This window comes from Lysobacterales bacterium, from assembly GCA_019634735.1.
In the GTDB taxonomy this organism is placed as follows: Bacteria; Pseudomonadota; Gammaproteobacteria; order Xanthomonadales; family UBA2363; genus Pseudofulvimonas.
Genome location: JAHCAT010000014.1, coordinates 42,318 through 55,685, shown reverse-complemented (window position 1 = coordinate 55,685; position 13,368 = coordinate 42,318). Strand labels below are relative to the sequence as shown.

Here is a 13,368-nt window from a genome sequence, read left to right as displayed (position 1 = left end):
CAGCTGGCATGACTGGCCAGGTCATTGAAAACAAAAGACCTGGGCGAACGGCCGCCCATGCGGGGACTGTCCGGATCCGGTCCGCCATGGTGTCCGCTACGATGCCCGCCGGACACTCTCGGGCCGTGCGCGGCCAGGGCCGGAGGGCAGGGGTCCTGGATCCTGGCCAGGGAAGTCGAAGCCGGGGTGACATTGCGCCGATCCTTGAGGCGGGTTCCGGCTATGTTGCTGACACAGACCCAGGAGTTGCAGTCGTGGACGCCGGAACCGACCGATCGACCAATGACCAGGTCGAAGCGAGCTGGCTGGTTCTGGTGGAGCGGCTGCAGTCCGGCGAGCCGTGCGCGATCGTGCAGGCCGCAGACCTGCTCGGCGGTCCGGCGGCCCTGGATCGGGCCCTGCGGCAGTTGTCGGTGCTGGGACTGCCTCTCGCTGTCGATGAGCGCCTTGGCGAGCTGCGCTGGCGGCGCGACTCCGGGGCGCTCGATGCCGTCGGCATCGCTGAAGCGGCCGCCCTCAGCGGGTGGTCGTGTCCGGTCGAGGTGCTGGCGCTGACCGACTCCACCAGCACGCGACTGGCCGCGCAGCCGACGGGAAGCCTGCCGCGCGCGCTCCTGGCGGAATGCCAATGGGCCGGGCGGGGCCGGCGCGGGCGGCAGTGGCTGGCCGGATACGGCGAAGCGATCCTGATGTCGGTTCGCGTCCGGGTCGCGCGGCCGCCGGCACAGCATCCAGGCCTGGCGCTGGCCGCCGGTTGTGCGGTGGCCGAGACCCTGGCGCCGCTGATGCTGCGAGCGCCCACGCTCAAGTGGCCCAACGACCTGCTGGTCGGAGAGGCCAAGCTGGGCGGTCTGCTGGTCGAGGCGGCCGGCGATGGCTCGCTGGTCATCGGCCTGGGCTTGAACTGGTCCCTGGCGACCGCCACCGACCGCCAGCTGGCGCGTCCGGTGGCCAGCCTGGCACCCTTGCTGGCCCGGCCTGCCACACGCAGCGACCTCGCGGGCCGTGTCCTCGCAGCGCTGCTGGCAGCGAGCGAGCAATTCGATGTCGAGGGGCTGGCCGCCTTCCTGGCCCGGTTCGCCGCGCTGGATGCGCTGGCCGGCCGTCGGGTCATCGTCGAGTCGGCGTCCGGCGTGCGCGCCGGACTCGCCTGCGGGCTGGCCCGGGACGGGGCCTTGCAGGTCGACCATGAGGGCGGACTCGTCGCCTACCACAGCGCCGAGGTGACCCTGGCATGGCGCTGACCGGGCCGAGGAGGTTGCTGCTGGACCAGGGCAACACCCGCTTGAAATGGGTGCTTTCTGGACCCCAGGGGTGGCTTCATGCGCCGCGGGCGATCACCGCGGCAGGACCGACGCTTCTCGCGCGCTGGCAGCGCGCGGCGCTGGACCAGGTCGTGGTGGCCAGCGTGGCGCCAGCCGCGGCGCAGCGGCGCCTGCGGGCGACGCTGGCCCGGCTGTCGCCGGCGCTTCCGGTCAGGTGGGCGGCGCCGACTGCATCCTGGCGGGGTCTGCGTTGCGGCTATCCCTCACCGGACAGGCTTGGCGTCGACCGCTGGCTCGCCCTGGTCGCCGCGTGGCGCGAGCGTCCCGGCCGCTGTGTGGTGGTCAGCGCCGGCACCGCCCTGACCCTGGACCGCCTGGAGGCCGACGGCCGCCACGCGGGTGGCCTGATCGTGCCTGGGCTGGCGGCGATGCAGGCTGGCCTGTTCGCGGCGGCACCCGGGTTGCGTCGCCACCGCGGCGGGGTCGCTGACGCCGGTCTGGCGACCGACAGCCCGGAAGCGATCGCCAGTGGCTGCCTCCAGGCGCTGCTGGCGCTGGTCGAGCGCTGGCGGGAACCGGGCGATGCCGTCTTCCTGGCCGGCGGCGATGCCTCCGCGCTGGCGCCCGGTTTGGCCGAGCCGCTCCGGCTTCGCCCCTGGCTGGTGCTCGAGGGGCTGGACGCCTGGAGCGGCGACACACCGGCGGCCGGCTGAGGGCGGGCGCCGGCGTCTGCGTTCGCGTGAACGCGCAGGGGCAGCACAGGTCGATGCTGCCCGGCTACACTGCGATCATGCTCGCACGCATCGTCTTCCTGCTGCTGCTGGCCCTGAACATCGCCGCTGCCCTGTGGCTATGGCTGGCGCCGGTGCCGGAACGACAGCGGCTGGCTACGGCCGACCCTGGCGTCGCGGTGCTGACCCTGCTGGGCGAAAGCCTGGCATCCCTGGGCGACGCCAGCGCCGAGCTGGCCGACGCCCCCGAGCCCATGCCCGAGCCGCTGCCTGTCCAGGCCGGGTCCGCTGCGTCGTCCGGCGCGTCGCTCTGCATCGAGATCGGTCCGTTCCAGACCCAGTCGGCCCTGCGCCAGGCCGAAACCGCGCTGGTCGCGCTGGGCCAGCCCCTGGCCAGCCGGGAGACGGTCGAGCGCAGTTTCCGCGGCTACTGGGTCTACCTGCCGGCCTTCGCCTCCCGCGACCGCGCCCTGGTCACCGCACGCGAGCTGGCCGCGGCCGGTGTCCGCGACTACTACGTGGTGACCGCGGGGGATCGCGAGAACACGATCTCGCTCGGCCTGTTCCGCGACCGCGCCAACGCCGAGCGCCGGCAGGGTGAGATGCGCAGCCGTGGTTACCCTGCGGAACTGAGCGAGCGGGTCGAGGAGCAGCGCGTGTTCTGGCTCGCGATTCGCCAGCCGGACCCTGCGCCGATCGACTGGCGGACCCTGGTCGGCACCGGCCAGGACCTCGGCGCCAGCGAGGTGGCCTGCGCCACCGTCGAGCGGTCCTGATCGGGACGGGCGGCCTGCGTTCCCCTCCCGGCCTTGCGCAGCCGCTCCCGGCGCCGCTATGATTGCCCGCTTGACTGTTCAAGGCAGTGCCATGAAGCCCGACATCCACCCGAACTACCGCGAGGTCGTCTTCCAGGACGCCAACGCCGAATTCGCGTTCCTGACCCGCTCGACCATCCACACCAAGGACAGCATCGTCTGGGAGGATGGCAAGGAGTACCCGCTGGTCAAGGTCGAGATCTCCTCCAAGTCGCACCCGTTCTACACGGGCAAGCACAAGGTGGTCGATACCGGCGGCCGCGTCGACCGGTTCCGTCGCCGCTACGCCGGCAAGTGATACCCCGGCATCCGGGCAAGTGCCCCGGATGCCCCTGCCGACAAGCCATCCTGGACCGGCGCGCCCGAGCGGCTCGCCGGTCCTCCGTGTGTCCGGCGCACGCCTTCCCGATGTTCCGCATGGGGACATCGATGACCGGGCCCGCCGCGGGCGTCGAGGGATCCGGCCCGTTTCCCGGCCGCATCCGCACCGCCAGTGAGTGACCGTCTGCCGAGCATGACGGTCGCCGGTCGGTCGGCGAAGCCGTGGCGCAGGCCTCCGGAACGGGCGGAATCCGCCCGCAAAGGCGTCAGCCGGAGCCGGGCCGGCGCCTTCACGGCATGCGCCCGGTACTGTCGGGAAGTACCGGCCGGTCCGCTTTTCCCGGGTCGGTTCGCATCCGCCAAGTGTCCCGGCCAGACCCCAGATTCGGCCGCTACCCGCGAGCTGCGGGTGAGCCGACCTTTGCGCGCGACAAGGGTCAGGTCGAGCGGCCCCGCCAGGCGTCGTCCATGCTGACCCGTATGCGATAATGCGGCGGTGCAATAGAACCAGGACGGCCGGCCCCGCCCGGTCCCGACTTCACGTCGCGCCAGCTCAAGGGCGCCGGGCCGGTCCCGTGATCGCCCCGCCCGAGTCCGCGCGCCCCTGCCCGCCATGGAGGTTCCCGTGTCCGCCAAGCATGCCGCACTGACCGTCGCCGATTCCGGCAAGCAGACCGAACTGCCCTTGATCGAGGGCTCGCTGGGGCCGGCGACCCTGGACATCGGGCGGCTGTACCGCGATACGGGCCTGTTCACCTACGACCAGGGCTTCGTCTCGACCGCCAGCTGCAAGAGCGCGATCACCTACATCGACGGCGACGAGGGCGTGCTGCTCTACCGCGGCTATCCGATCGAACAGCTTGCCCAGCAGTCGAATTTCCTCGAGGTCGCCTACCTGCTCATCAACGGCGAGCTGCCCGATGCCGCCCAGGCGCAGCGCTTCGAGCACGAGGTCACCCACCACACGATGATGCATGAGTCGTTGAAGACCTTCATGCACGGCTTCCACTACGACGCCCACCCGATGGCCATGCTGTGCGGTGTGATCGGCTCGCTGGCGGCCTTCTACCACGAACAGCTCGACATCGAGGATCCCGAGCATCGCCGGCTTGCGGCGATCCGGCTGATCGCCAAGATGCCGACCATCGCCGCCGCCGCCTACCGTTATTCGATCGGCTGGCCGATCCGTTTCCCCCGCAACAACCTCGAGTACTGCGAGCGCTTCCTGCACATGATGTTCGAGGTGCCGAGCGAGCCGTTGAACCTCAAGCCGGTCGCCGCCCGGGCGCTGGACCTGCTGTTCATCCTGCATGCCGACCACGAGCAGAACGCCTCGACCTCCACCGTGCGTCTGGTCGGCTCCACAGGCGCCAACCCCTATGCCTGCGTGGCCGCTGGCATCGCCGCCCTGTGGGGACCTGCGCATGGCGGCGCCAACGAGGCGGTGTTGAAGATGCTCGAGGAGATCGGCGACGCCCGGCACGTCGCCAAGGCCGTGGTGCGCGCGAAGGACAAGGAGTCCGGGTTCCGGCTGATGGGCTTCGGGCACCGCGTCTACAAGAACTACGACCCGCGTGCGGCGATCATCCGGGAGATGTGCCACAAGGTCCTGGCGGAGCTCGGCGTCAGCGATCCCTTGCTCGATGTCGCCCTGGAACTGGAACAGGCGGCGCTGAAGGACGACTACTTCGTCGAGCGAAAGCTCTACCCGAACGTCGATTTCTACTCCGGGCTCATCTACAAGGCGCTGGGCATCCCGACCTCGATGTTCACGGTCATGTTCGCGATCGCCCGGACCGCGGGATGGGTCGCCCACTGGCTGGAGCAGAGTGCCGACGCGAGCACCAAGATCGGCCGTCCGCGGCAGATCTACACCGGTGCCGTGCGCCGCGACTACAGGGCCTTGAGCCAGCGCTGAGCCGGCACGGAGCCTGGGCGGACGGCACCGGTCCGGACCGCGCGTGGCGGGTCCGACAGGCTGCTGGCAGCCTGTCGGACACGGACTGATCTGCTGCGCAAATGCCGGGATCGGTCCGTATCCGCAATACTTCTCCTCAGGTGGCGTTGCTACGGTCCTCGAACGAGGACGAATGTGTCCTCCATCCCGCTTTCCCTCGCGACGATCGCCCAAGTCGGACAGGCTGCTAGACTCGGGCCAAGTCCCGCTCCGCCCGCGTCGCCCGACCATGCGCCTGGCCGCCCTGTTGACCTTTCTGATGGCCGCGCCGGTCGCTGGCGCACCGCCCGCGGGCGTGCACATCGAGCACACGCCGGCCTTGGCCCGGCCCTGGGGACAGCCGACCCTGCCGGTCATTTCCGAGAGTCGGGCCCCGGACGGCACGGTCATCACCTACCTCGATGGCTGGGGAATGGAGCAGCTCGAACTGGTCACCGACCAGAGCGGGCGGCGCATGGTGTGCAGCGGCCCGGATCGGCCGCTGCCGCAGCGGCGCGACTTCAGGTGGCACAGGCAGCGTGGCGAGGAAGCCGATGCCGCGCGCTGAGCGCCCCTTCCGGAACGGCCTGGCGGCGCTGCTCCTGGCCCTCTTGCTGGCCGGACCGCTGTCGGCCGCCCAGGTGGTCCTGGTCAATGGCGATGCGGCGGGCACGGGCTTCTCCGACACCCGGCCGGCCGATCCCGGTGCCGGTGCGAACGGTGCCGCCACGCTGGGCGGACAGCGCCTGGCCGTGCTGCAGCGCGCCGCGGAGATCTGGGGTGCGGTCCTGGACAGCCCCGTTCCGATCCGCGTCGGCATCCGCATGCTGGCGCTGACCTGCGGCTCGCAGGGCACGACACTGGCGCGTGCCGGACCGGTGGCGCTGGCCAGCAATTTCCCGAACGCGCCGAGGCCGAATACGGCCTATCACATCGCCCATGCGAACGCCTTGGCGCGGGTCGACCTCGACAGCCGCGACGATGTCGTCGCGGAGTTCAACCTGGCCGTGGACAGCGGCTGCAGCACGGGTGTGAGCGGCTGGTGGTACGGCCTCGATCCCGCCCAGCCGGTGCCCGCCGACCGCATCGCCCTGCTGCCGGTGGCACTCCATGAGCTGGCCCATGGCCTGGGCTTCTCGGCCCAGACCGATCTGGCCACCGGGCAGTTTCCCGGAAGCTCGCCGACTCTTTGGAGCCACTACCTGTACGACCTCCAGCGCGGCCGGCACTGGCGTGCGCTGTCGGCTGCCGAGCGCGCGCAATCCGCGCGCGACGATCCCTGGCTGGTCTGGAGCGGGCGTGCGGTCAGCCGTGGGGGTGCCGATGTGCTCCTGGGCGAGCCGGTGCTTGCGCTGGACGGCATCCGTGGCGGCCCGGAACTGGTCGGCGGTCTGGCTCTCGCGCAGTTCGGTCCAGCCTGGCCCGGCCTGGCCGGATCGGCCCGCGTGGTCGCCGTCGACGACGGCGTGGCTGGTGCGGGCGAGCCCCTGGGAACGTTGACCGACGGCTGCGAGTTTCCGTTCCGCAACGGTTCGCGGCTGGCCGGGCAGGTGGCACTGCTCGACCGGGGCTATTGTCCGTTCGTCGACAAGGTCCGCAACGCCCAGCAGCATGGCGCGGTGGGCGTGATCGTCGCCAACCAGGCCGATGGTCCGCCACCGGTGATGGGGGGCAGCGCCGCCGACATCACGATTCCGGCCGTCGGCGTCTCCCGCGAGCAGGGGCAGGCCCTGCGTCTGCGTCTGTTGCGCGCCCGACTGGAGACAGGGTTCGGCCGGTCCTCCACGCCCTCGGGAACCCGCCAGGGCTGCGTCCGGATGTTCGCGCCATCTACTCTGCAGACCGGCTCGTCGGTATCCCACTTCCACAGCGAGGCCCAGCCTGCGCTGCTGATGGCGCCATCGATCAGTCGCAGCCTTTTCGACGATCTCGATCTCACGCTCGACCTGTTCCGGGATCTCGGCTGGCCGCTCCTGGTGCCTCTGCCCCCCATTCCCCCTGTCGACTGCCCGGTTTCGCCGCTGCCCTGAGCAGGGCCCCGGTCCGATTGCGCGACAGCGCCACCGCCGCATTCGCCGCCCGGATACCGGCCCGCCCTTCAGGGCCCCGCGCGCGGCGTCCGTGTCGCCTCCTCATGATCGATCCGGGCCAGCAAGGCGTCGAGCGCCGCCGGACCGGCTCGCGCCAGCGGGCGGCCATCGAGTTCGCGCGGGGGCTGCCGGAGAGCGGTTTCCGGAAGGACGGTCAGCTCGAAGTCCTGGCCTCCTGCGCTGAACGCCAGGACCTGCGTGCGGTCAGGGCGGTCGCCGCTCAGGATCAGGCGGCGCTCGCCGTCGCGGTAGGGAATGCGCTGCTCGGCGAGGAACAGCGCCACGGCATCGGGTGGATCGGAAAACACCTGAAGCTCGATGACGGCATGGCGGTCGGCGGTCCCGGCAAGCACCGGTCCGACCAGGCGCGGCTGGAAGCGGGCCAGGAAATCCATCGCCTCGCGGGCCGCCTCCCGTTGCGTCCGCAGCCACTGGTGCGCGTTGTTGTCGCCGAACAGCGCCCGGTGCTCGCGCAGGGCCGCTTCGATCTCGGCGGCATCGGGCAACAGGCGGGGATCGTCGATTCCCAGGTTGCGCGCGGCCTTGCGCCGGGCCTGCCGGTAGTCGCGACTCCCGCCCTCATGGAGCAGGCGCGCAGCGGCCTGTGCAATCCGCTGTCTCTGGCTGTTGCGATCCCGGCTGGCCAATGCGGTCTCTTCGGCCCTGGTCGGTGCGACCCGTCTCAGAAGATGTCGTACGCCGCTTCCTCCTCGGCGCTGGTGCCGCCGAGGATGCCCTGGCCGAACCGGATCCGCTCGATGTCTTCGCGTCGGACCAGGTCGCTGACCGCACCGGGCTCGCCGGGACGGGCGAGGGCGCCGGTGAACGGGCTCATCGCCACCCGGACCAGGCCGTCCGGCAGCGCGAACTCGCGCACCGGCAGCTCATCCAGGGCGGTGCGCATGAACTCGGTCCAGATCGGCACCGCGTTGCGCGAGGCGAACTCGCCCTGGCCGAGCGGCGAAAAGTCGTCGAAACCCACCCAGACGGTGGCCACGAGGTGGCCGCCGAACCCCGAGAACCAGACATCCCGGAAATCGTTGGTGGTGCCGGTCTTGCCGCCGATATCGGGGCGGCCCAGCACCCGCGCGCCGGAGCCGGTGCCGCGGGTAACGACGTCCTGCATCAGACTTGTGACCATGAAGGCGATCCGGGGATCGATCACCTCCGGCGCGATCCGAACGCCGCCCGCCTCGTTGCTGCAGTCCTCGCAGGCCAGAAGCGGCTGCGTACGGAACAGCGCGCGCCCCTCGCGATCCTCGATCCGCTCGATGAACCAGGGGTCGACCAGGCGACCGCCGTTCACGAACACCGCGTAGCCGCGCGCCATCTGGATCGGCGCCACGGCACTGGTGCCCAGCGATAGCGACAGGCTGGCCGGAAGGGCCTCGGGCGGGAACCCGAAGCGCAGCATGTAGTCGCGTCCCTGCCGGACGTCGATCGCCTCCAGAAGGCGAACCGAGACCAGGTTGCGGGAGCGGACCATTGCTTCGCGCAGGCGGACGGGGCCCATGAACCGGCCATCGTCATTGCCGGGCCGCCACCAGCCGTCGGGCTGCGAGGGGTCGGGAAGGGCGACCGGGGCATCGTTGACCAGGCTGCCTGGGTTGAAGCCGCGGTCGAATGCGGCGGCGTAGACGAACGGCTTGAAGCTGGAACCGGGGGGGCGCGCGCTCTGGGTGGCGCGATTGAACTTGTTCAGGGCGAAGCTGAAGCCGCCGACCAGGGCGCGCAATGCGCCGTCGCGACTGTCGATCGCACTCATCGCCGACTGCACCGCGGGCATCTGCGCCAGGTGCAAGGCGCCCTCGTCGTCGCGCCGCAGGCGGACCACATCGCCTGGCGCCAGCACGGCATCGACCCGGGACGGTGCCGGGCCGCGGGCGTTGACGCTGCGGTACTCGCGGGCCCAGGACAACGCGTCCATGCCGATCTCGACGGTTTCGCCGCCGCGCAGTTCCAGGCGGGCGGTCTGTGCGCTGGACTCCAGGACCAGCGCCGGCTGCAGGCCGGCGATGTTGTAGCGGCCGGCCAGCGGATCCAGACGCCAGCGCATGTCGGGGTCGCTGTCGCCGAGCTCGAGGCGGGCTTCCGGCCCGCGCCAGCCATGGCGGCGGTCGTACTCGAGGATGCCGGCGCGCACGGCGGCGTTGGCGGCCTCCTGCATGTCGCCGTCTATGCTGGTCCAGACCACGTAGCCATTGGTCAACGCGTCCTCGCCGAATCGCTCCATGGCGTCCATGCGCACCATCTCGGCGAGGTAGGGGGCGTCCACCTCTGCAGGCGACTCATGGGGACGCGCCCGCTCAGGTTCGCCCAGCGCCGCGGCATGGGCGGCACGGTCGATGAAGCCGACCTCGAGCATGCGGTCGAGGACGTAATTGCGACGCTGCAGGGCGCGTTGCGGGCGGGTGATCGGATTGCCGGTCGACGGGAACTTGGGCAGCGCGGCCAGCATGGCGCACTCGGGCAGGGTCAGCTGGTCGAGGCTCTTTCCGTAGTAGAAGTCGGCCGCTGCGGCGATCCCGTAGGAACGGTGGCCCAGGAAGATCTTGTTCAGGTACAGCGCCAGGATCTCGTCCTTGCTGAGCTCGCGCTCGATGCGCAGCGCCAGCAGGATTTCCGCGGCCTTGCGCTTGAGCTTGTACTCCGAACTCAGGAAGAAGTTGCGGGCGACCTGCTGGGTGATCGTGGAGCCGCCGGGAACCCGGCCCTCATGACCGATCGCCAGCAGCCAGACGGCACGGAAGATGCCGCGCCAGTCGACGCCCGGGTGATCGTAGAAGCGCGCGTCCTCCGCGGCCAGGAAGGCATCGCGCACGCAGGCGGGCACCTCCTCGATGCGCACCGGGATCCGGCGCATCTCGCCGAAATTCGCGATCAGCCTGCCATCGCGGGTCAGTACCTTGAGCGGAACCTGAAGCTCGACCGTGCGCAGGGCGTCGACCGACGGCAGGGTCGGGGCGATCAGCCAGTACAGCGTGGCGACGGCAACCACGCCGAGCAGGACGACGCCGGCCAGCAGGGCCAGTAACCATCGCAGCAGGCGGCGCCGACGCCGACGGGGTGCCGGCTCGGGGGTGGGGACGGTGGACACCGGCGCAGTATACGGTGCCGGACGGCCCCCGACAGTGGCCCGCGCGGACGTCGGGCGGATACCCGCGTTCAGGTTCGGTTTTGTTTTGTGACCAGGATCATACTTTTCCTTGGCTTTCCTGCTGTTGCCGGGGGTTCCTCAGGGCCGGCGTAAAAAAGGTGTTGCACACGGGTAGGGTTTTGACCTTTAATCCGGCTGAACAACAATTCGTCGTAAGAGACCGTCCTACAGGGGGAATCTTCGTGGGTCTCTTCAAAGCAAGGTCGCCGGCCCTGGTCGGCATCGACATCTCGTCCACATCCGTCAAGCTGCTCGAACTGGGCCGGCAGGACCGTGGCTACCGTATCGAGGCGTGGGCCGTCGAGCCGCTGCCCTCCGACGCCGTCCGCGACAAGCAGGTCAGCGACGTCGATGCGGTGGGCAATGCGGTGAAACGGGCGCTGGAGCGTTCCGGCAGCCGGATCAAGCATGCCGCCGCCGCCGTGGCCGGCTCGGCAGTGATCACCAAGATCCTGACCCTGCCGAGCGGCCTGAACGAAGACGACCTCGAAGGTCAGGTCCAGGTCGAGGCAGGACAGTTCATCCCGTACCCGCTCGAGGACATCAGCCTGGACTTCCATGTCCTGGGCAACCGCGGCACCGAGCTGGTCGATGTGGTGATGGCCGCCTGCCGCACGGAAACCGTCGACTCCCGGGTGGCGGTGGTCGAGCTGGCGGGGCTGACCATGGAAAAGGTCGATGTCGAGGCCTTCGCCATCGCCCGCGCCGCCGAGCTGCTGCCGGTGGTGCGCAACGCCCCGGCCGACACCGTGTCGGCGATCTTCGACATCGGCGCCAACGCCACGGCGATGGTGGTCATCCGGGAAGGGCGGGTGGTCTACACCCGCGAGCACGCCTTCGGCGGGCGCAGCCTGGTCGACGACGTGCAGCGCCGCTACGGGCTGAGCCAGGACGAGGCGCAGGCCGCTATCCGCGCCAACAGCCTGCCGGAGAGCTATGCCGAGGAGGTCCTGCCCGGCTTCCGCAACGGCGTCGCCGTGCAGCTCGGCCGCCTGCTCCAGTACTTCTACGCCGGCAGCGAGTTCAGCCGGGTCGACCAGATCATCGTCTGTGGCGGCACGGCGGCGATGAGCGGGTTGGCCGAGGCGATCAGCGCCGAGATCGGCGTCCCGGCCCACGTCGGCAATCCGCTGGCCGAGATGGGCCGGGCCAGCAGGGTCCCGGCCCGTGCGGTGGAGGAGGGCACCTCGATGATGATCGCCTGTGGGCTTGCGCTGAGGAGCTTCGACTGATGGCCGCGCGCATTAACCTGTTGCCCTGGCGTGTCAAGCGCCGCAAGCAGCGCGAGCGGGAGTTCTACATCATGCTCGGCGCCGCCGCGGTGCTGGGCGTCCTGGTCGTGCTCGCCGGAATCACCTTCTACAACAACCGGATAGACGACCAGCTCGCCCGGAACGCCTATCTGAGAGAGGAAATCACCCGGCTCGAGGACCAGATCCGCGAGATCGAGCGGCTCGAGGAGCGGCGTCGGCAGTTGATCGCACGCAAGGACGTCATCGAGCGCCTGCAGGCCAACCGCACGCAGATGGTCCACCTGTGGGAGCAGATGGTGAAGACCATTCCCGAAGGCGTGCGCCTCAGCGCGGTCCGCCAGTCGGGTCCGCAACTCACCCTGGAGGGCGTCGCCCAGTCGCAGGCGCGCGTATCCCAGTACATGCGCCGGCTCGACAGCTCGGAATGGCTCACCAATCCCGATCTGCGCGTCGTCGAGGCCAAGGGCGAGGACGCCGGCAGCCGGTTCGCATTCACGCTGCGGGTCACCATGACCCAGCCCGGCGCGCCCGAGACCGAGGACGACCCGCCGTTCGCGGATGCCGGAGGCACGCAATGAAGCTTTCCGATTTCCGAAACCTCGACACCAGCAACGTCGGGGCCTGGCCGCAGGGTGTCAAGGTCACCTTCTCGGCGCTGGTGGTGATCCTGATCGCCGTCGCTGGCTGGTACTTCAAGATCAGCGAACAGAAGCTCGAGCTCGAGATGCATGCGCGCCAGGAGCAGGACCTGCGCCGCGACTTCGAGATCAAGCAGGGCCGCGTGGTCAACCTGGCCGCCTATCGGGACCAGCTCGCCGAGATGGACGAGCAGTTCCGCCAGATGCTGCGCCAGCTGCCCAGCCGAACGGAGATGCCGGATCTGCTCACCGACATTTCGCAGACCGCGCTGGCCGCAGGTATCGACACCCAGCTCTTCGAGCCCGGCGCCGAGGTGCCTCGGGACTTCTATGCGGAAAAGCCGATCACCATCCGCATGGTCGGCACCTATCACCAGTTCGGCCAGTTCATCAGCGATCTGGCTTCATTGCCGCGCGTGGTCATCCTGACCATGCACGATATCGTCCTGCAGCCCAGCGACAGCCCGGGGGCCAGTCGTGGTGCCCGACGCGGCGGCGCCCAGGCGGCGACGCCCGGCGGTCCGCTGCGCATGGAGGGCACGGTCCGGACCTACCGGTACCTGGACGAAGACGAGCAGGCAGCGCAGGACGCGGCTGCCGCGGGAGGAGGCTGAGATGTCTGGTCAGGGGGAGATGATGTGGTCCGGCAGGGTCCTTGCGATCCTGGCCCTGGCCTTGTCGCTGGCCGCCTGCGGCGGCGGCAAGCGGGACCTCGAGGAGTGGGTCGAGCAGGTCAAGGCCAGGCGCGGTGCGCCGCTCGATCCATTGCCGGTCCTGAAGACGTTCGATCCGCATCCCTACGATGCCTTCGACATGCGCGAGCCGTTCTCGCCCTGGGAGACCGGCGAGGAGCGGGTCACCCTGGCCGGCGTGGGCCCACGACCGGACCCGAATCGCCGCAAGGAAGCCCTGGAGAGTTTTCCGCTCGACGCCCTGGACATGGTCGGCACCATCGGCATGGCCGCCGATATGTACGGCCTGATCAAGGCGCCGGACGGCGTGGTCTACCGGGTTCGGCCGAACAACTACCTGGGTCAGGCCGACGGACGCATCACCCGAATCTTCGAAGACCGCATCGAGCTGGTCGAACTCATCCCCAACGGCGTGGGCGGATGGCTGGAGCAGCCCGCCCTGATCCCACTCGAGAACCAGTGAGAGCGAG

The 13,368-nt window shown here is 69.9% G+C and carries 13 protein-coding genes; 11 read left to right on the top strand and 2 right to left on the bottom strand.

What is annotated here, in order from left to right; genetic code table 11:
• Positions 1 to 254: 254 nt before the first annotated feature.
• From KF823_13190 to KF823_13160, 7 genes are all read left to right on the top strand, one after another.
• Positions 255 to 1,244, top strand: coding sequence for a biotin--[acetyl-CoA-carboxylase] ligase (locus KF823_13190; GenBank protein ID MBX3726859.1), 990 nt, complete (start codon positions 255 to 257; stop codon positions 1,242 to 1,244).
• A complete protein-coding gene (locus KF823_13185) occupies positions 1,235 to 1,978 on the top strand; it encodes a type III pantothenate kinase (protein ID MBX3726858.1) in 744 nt (247 codons plus the stop codon). Before KF823_13190 ends, KF823_13185 begins: the two co-directional genes overlap by 10 nt.
• Positions 1,979 to 2,055: 77 nt before the next feature.
• Positions 2,056 to 2,772: an SPOR domain-containing protein gene (locus KF823_13180; GenBank protein MBX3726857.1), complete on the top strand. Its 717-nt coding sequence runs from the start codon at positions 2,056 to 2,058 to the stop codon at positions 2,770 to 2,772.
• Between the two features lie 91 nt (positions 2,773 to 2,863).
• Positions 2,864 to 3,109: a type B 50S ribosomal protein L31 gene (locus KF823_13175; protein MBX3726856.1), complete on the top strand. Its 246-nt coding sequence runs from the start codon at positions 2,864 to 2,866 to the stop codon at positions 3,107 to 3,109.
• A gap of 636 nt (positions 3,110 to 3,745) precedes the next feature.
• A complete protein-coding gene (locus KF823_13170) occupies positions 3,746 to 5,050 on the top strand; it encodes a citrate synthase (protein ID MBX3726855.1) in 1,305 nt (434 codons plus the stop codon).
• Positions 5,051 to 5,318: 268 nt separating this feature from the next.
• Positions 5,319 to 5,636 carry a hypothetical protein gene (locus tag KF823_13165; protein ID MBX3726854.1) on the top strand — a complete coding sequence of 106 codons (318 nt, stop codon included), beginning with the start codon at positions 5,319 to 5,321 and terminating at the stop codon, positions 5,634 to 5,636.
• A complete protein-coding gene (locus KF823_13160) occupies positions 5,623 to 7,098 on the top strand; it encodes a hypothetical protein (protein ID MBX3726853.1) in 1,476 nt (491 codons plus the stop codon). Before KF823_13165 ends, KF823_13160 begins: the two co-directional genes overlap by 14 nt.
• A gap of 68 nt (positions 7,099 to 7,166) precedes the next feature.
• Here the strand turns inward: KF823_13160 and KF823_13155 are convergent, their stop codons facing one another.
• Both KF823_13155 and KF823_13150 read right to left on the bottom strand, forming a co-directional pair.
• The gene (locus tag KF823_13155) at positions 7,167 to 7,805 is read right to left on the bottom strand and encodes a hypothetical protein (protein ID MBX3726852.1); all 639 of its coding nucleotides are present in this window, start codon (positions 7,803 to 7,805) and stop codon (positions 7,167 to 7,169) included.
• A gap of 35 nt (positions 7,806 to 7,840) precedes the next feature.
• Positions 7,841 to 10,255, bottom strand: coding sequence for a penicillin-binding protein 1A (locus KF823_13150; protein ID MBX3726851.1), 2,415 nt, complete (start codon positions 10,253 to 10,255; stop codon positions 7,841 to 7,843).
• 242 nt (positions 10,256 to 10,497) lie between these two features.
• On the opposite strand from KF823_13150, the gene pilM reads away from it, so the two are divergent.
• From pilM to KF823_13130, 4 genes are read left to right on the top strand one after another with little or no spacing between them, the layout of a single operon-like run.
• Positions 10,498 to 11,547 carry a type IV pilus assembly protein PilM gene (gene pilM, locus KF823_13145; GenBank protein MBX3726850.1) on the top strand — a complete coding sequence of 350 codons (1,050 nt, stop codon included), beginning with the start codon at positions 10,498 to 10,500 and terminating at the stop codon, positions 11,545 to 11,547.
• Positions 11,547 to 12,146, top strand: a complete 600-nt coding sequence (locus KF823_13140; GenBank protein MBX3726849.1) for a PilN domain-containing protein — start codon at positions 11,547 to 11,549, stop codon at positions 12,144 to 12,146. The genes pilM and KF823_13140 overlap by 1 nt, the downstream gene beginning before the upstream one ends.
• Complete coding sequence (gene pilO, locus KF823_13135) at positions 12,143 to 12,820, top strand: type 4a pilus biogenesis protein PilO (protein MBX3726848.1); 678 nt, start codon at positions 12,143 to 12,145, stop codon at positions 12,818 to 12,820. The genes KF823_13140 and pilO overlap by 4 nt, the downstream gene beginning before the upstream one ends.
• A 1-nt stretch (position 12,821) precedes the next feature.
• A complete protein-coding gene (locus tag KF823_13130; protein ID MBX3726847.1) occupies positions 12,822 to 13,361 on the top strand; it encodes a pilus assembly protein PilP in 540 nt (179 codons plus the stop codon).
• Positions 13,362 to 13,368 lie beyond the last annotated feature (7 nt).

Excerpts from the sequence above, each read along its gene's own strand:
- KF823_13140 (MBX3726849.1), top strand. The coding sequence starts at position 11,547 with ATGGCCGCGCGCATTAACCTGTTGCCCTGGCGTGTCAAGCGCCGCAAG.
- KF823_13130 (MBX3726847.1), top strand. The coding sequence starts at position 12,822 with ATGTCTGGTCAGGGGGAGATGATGTGGTCCGGCAGGGTCCTTGCGATC.
- KF823_13175 (MBX3726856.1), top strand. The coding sequence starts at position 2,864 with ATGAAGCCCGACATCCACCCGAACTACCGCGAGGTCGTCTTCCAGGAC.
- KF823_13165 (MBX3726854.1), top strand. The coding sequence starts at position 5,319 with ATGCGCCTGGCCGCCCTGTTGACCTTTCTGATGGCCGCGCCGGTCGCT.
- KF823_13180 (MBX3726857.1), top strand. The coding sequence starts at position 2,056 with ATGCTCGCACGCATCGTCTTCCTGCTGCTGCTGGCCCTGAACATCGCC.
- pilO (MBX3726848.1), top strand. The coding sequence starts at position 12,143 with ATGAAGCTTTCCGATTTCCGAAACCTCGACACCAGCAACGTCGGGGCC.
- KF823_13160 (MBX3726853.1), top strand. The coding sequence starts at position 5,623 with ATGCCGCGCGCTGAGCGCCCCTTCCGGAACGGCCTGGCGGCGCTGCTC.
- KF823_13185 (MBX3726858.1), top strand. The coding sequence starts at position 1,235 with ATGGCGCTGACCGGGCCGAGGAGGTTGCTGCTGGACCAGGGCAACACC.
- KF823_13170 (MBX3726855.1), top strand. The coding sequence starts at position 3,746 with ATGGAGGTTCCCGTGTCCGCCAAGCATGCCGCACTGACCGTCGCCGAT.